The organism is Deltaproteobacteria bacterium (assembly GCA_005879535.1).
Classification (GTDB): Bacteria; Myxococcota; Myxococcia; order Myxococcales; family 40CM-4-68-19; genus 40CM-4-68-19.
Genome location: VBKI01000013.1, coordinates 1 through 1,329, shown reverse-complemented (window position 1 = coordinate 1,329; position 1,329 = coordinate 1). Strand labels below are relative to the sequence as shown.

General features: G+C 69.0%; 1 protein-coding gene and 1 pseudogene (1 of these 2 only partly in view). One reads left to right on the top strand and one right to left on the bottom strand.

What is annotated here, in order from left to right; genetic code table 11:
• Nucleotides 1–597 (top strand): annotated as a pseudogene (locus tag E6J58_00805) (sigma-54-dependent Fis family transcriptional regulator) (it extends 719 nt beyond the left edge of the window).
• A 55-nt stretch (nucleotides 598–652) separates the two neighbouring features.
• On the opposite strand, the gene E6J58_00800 reads toward E6J58_00805, so the two are convergent.
• The gene (locus E6J58_00800) at nucleotides 653–1,075 is read right to left on the bottom strand and encodes a hypothetical protein (protein ID TMB43680.1); all 423 of its coding nucleotides are present in this window, start codon (nucleotides 1,073–1,075) and stop codon (nucleotides 653–655) included.
• Nucleotides 1,076–1,329 lie beyond the last annotated feature (254 nt).

Below are 1,329 nucleotides of genomic sequence, written 5' to 3'. Positions count from 1 at the left end.
CGCGAGTTCGTGCCGGTGGGGTCCACGCAGACGCGCAAGGTGGACGTGCGGGTGGTGGCGGCGACCAACCGCGATCTCGATGACGCGGTGAAGGCGGGCACCTTCCGCGAGGACTTCTACTATCGGCTCAACGTTTTCGCGATCCATCTGCCGCCGCTGCGAGACCGACGCGAGGACATCCTGCCGCTGGCGGACCGCTTCCTGTCGTCGCGCGGTGTCCCTCCCTCCAGGCTGTCTGCGGCAGCCCGCGACCGGTTGCACGATCATGCCTGGCCGGGAAACGTGCGGGAGATGGAGAACGCACTGGAGCGCGCGTTGATCCTCGCCGGCGACGACGAGATTGGCGCGGAGCACTTCGGCAGGCTGGGACGCGCCTCCGAGCGATCGGAGATGCGCGGCCAGCGCGCGGCCGACGTGCTGCGCGAAGGCTTCAACCTCGACGAGTTCGAACGGGAGCTGATCGACGCGGCCATCGAGAGGGCGGGTGGGAACAAGGCGGCCGCGGCGCGCCTGCTTGGGATCACCCGGCGGCGCTTGTACTCCACGATTCAGAGCTTGTCCGCGAGGACGGAAGAGGACGATTCGAGTGGAGAATGAAACGAGGGCCGGCGCGCCCCTCCGCGCGCCGGCCCCCCGTACTGCTCTTGCGTGCTTATTTGCCGCGGCCCGGAGGAGGCGTCCCAGCCGGGAGGCTGTTCCTCGCCCCGGTGGCGCGAGTAAGACCCGCGGCCGCTTGGCTGTTGGCGTTGGCGCTCTTCGCAGCGCTCGCCGCAGCGCCCTGGGCCGAGCGATTCGCGCTCTCGTCGCCGGCCTGATCGGCAGCATGCTGCCCCGCCTTGCTGTGGGCGGCGCGTTCGTCGGCGCCCTTCACCCCGAACGCCACCTTGCGCGCCTGATCCGACGCCTGAGCCTGGCTCGGGAACGTCGTAGGCTTGTTGCTCACGTCGTCGGTTCCGTCGGCGAGCGCGGCGTGAGCGGCCGCCTTCGCGTTGGCCTTCTCCGGCAACGTGCCCGCCGCGAACGCGGGTGCGGCGGCGAGCAGCGCGGCCAGAAGCAAGAGCGAATTCGGTTTCATGGAGCCTCCTCTGCCGCACGGAGGCGGCGACATCTGGTTGAGCAATCGCCATGCCGCGCGAAAAGCCTTTCCATTCAGCGTTCCGCGTCGACTCGAGTGCACCTGCGCGTCCGCTTGTCGCGTACGGGCTGGTACGGCGCGCTTCTCGCACATCCGAGTACAGTGCGGAGCTTGGAACAGGATCAGTGCTGCGCAACGTCCGGCTTGGGCCCGTCGAGCACGACGAACTCCACCCGGCGGTTCTTCGCGCGATT